Source organism: Macrococcus brunensis (assembly GCF_004359615.1).
Taxonomy (GTDB): Bacteria; Bacillota; Bacilli; order Staphylococcales; family Staphylococcaceae; genus Macrococcus; species Macrococcus brunensis.
This window is the reverse complement of sequence record NZ_SCWA01000044.1, coordinates 1-1,105: the sequence shown is the minus strand read 5'-3', so window position 1 is coordinate 1,105 and position 1,105 is coordinate 1. Positions and strand designations below refer to the sequence as shown.

General features: G+C 41.7%; 1 protein-coding gene. It reads right to left on the bottom strand.

Translation table 11 applies throughout. From position 1 onward, the window contains the following. The coding region (locus tag ERX27_RS11115; RefSeq protein WP_133432855.1) for an IS30 family transposase at positions 1-1,028 on the bottom strand (1,028 nt) is incomplete at its 3' end. Between the last annotated feature and the right edge of the window lie 77 nt (positions 1,029-1,105).

The following is a 1,105-nucleotide window of genomic DNA, read 5'->3' as shown; positions in this document are numbered from 1 at the left end:
GACTGTCCACCCAGTATCTTACGTGGATAGCTGTTCATCCATTCCTGGATTTTATGGACATGGGAAGCTGTTACAGTTGAAATGGGCATACCTTTAGGGATGTGCCGGCGAATAAATCTGTGCTGATTTTCTTTCGTACCTCTTTTCCAGGAGTCATAGGGGTGAGTGAAGTAGACCTCTGATAATCCCCTCAGGGATTCAGAAAGATCGCTGAATTCAGATCCATTATCTGATGTAATGGACTTAAATATCTTAGGGAAAGCATCCCCTGTTTCCTTTATCAGGTGACGTAGTGCATTGACTACATGGTAACTCTGTTTACCATCAATCTTTAAGATAAGTTCATACCGGCTTTTTCTCTCAACCATGGTGAGGAGAACCTGATCTTCGGCAGACTTCTGACCGACTACAGTATCTATCTCCCAGTGTCCGAAGGTCGTACGTGTATCTACTGCACGAGGACGTAGTTCGATGGACTGTCCCAGTACTTTTTTATTGATGCGAGTAAAGCCTGCCGGCTTCTTATTCTTAAGCTTTAATTTCATCAGAAGATTGATATTACGCGTCTTTATCAGCTTTCTGTCAATCCAGTTATAGAGTGTCTTTATACAGGGGATGAATCTTTCTGGAAAGAGCTCAGCTTTCTTAGCCATCATAATAACGGAAGCCGGAGACAATCCCTCATGTATCATCAGATTATCCGCCCATTCAACAAAGGGATTATCTGTAACGGGAAGAGGACGACGTCCTGACTTGATACGATTTTCAAAGTATCTATCCTGGGCAAGATCAGGTGAATAGACGCACTTGTAGTAAGTGTAAGTCTTATTGTTATGTACCTGCCGGATCTTTTGTGTGTACGTGCCACGCTTTATCTCATTATTAATGGTCTGTGGCGCTCTACCGAACTTTTTAGCTATTTGTCTGTTTGAATGTCCTTCACTGATCAACGTCTGTATGATGACCCGTTCATCTCTAGAAAGGTGTTTGCCCTTAACGGTTTTCGTGTTACCATTGATATGCGTCATACGAATTCATTCCTTTATTGTCGGTGTGAGAACTACAATATTAACATGAATTCGTCATGGCGTATTTTTTTTATAAA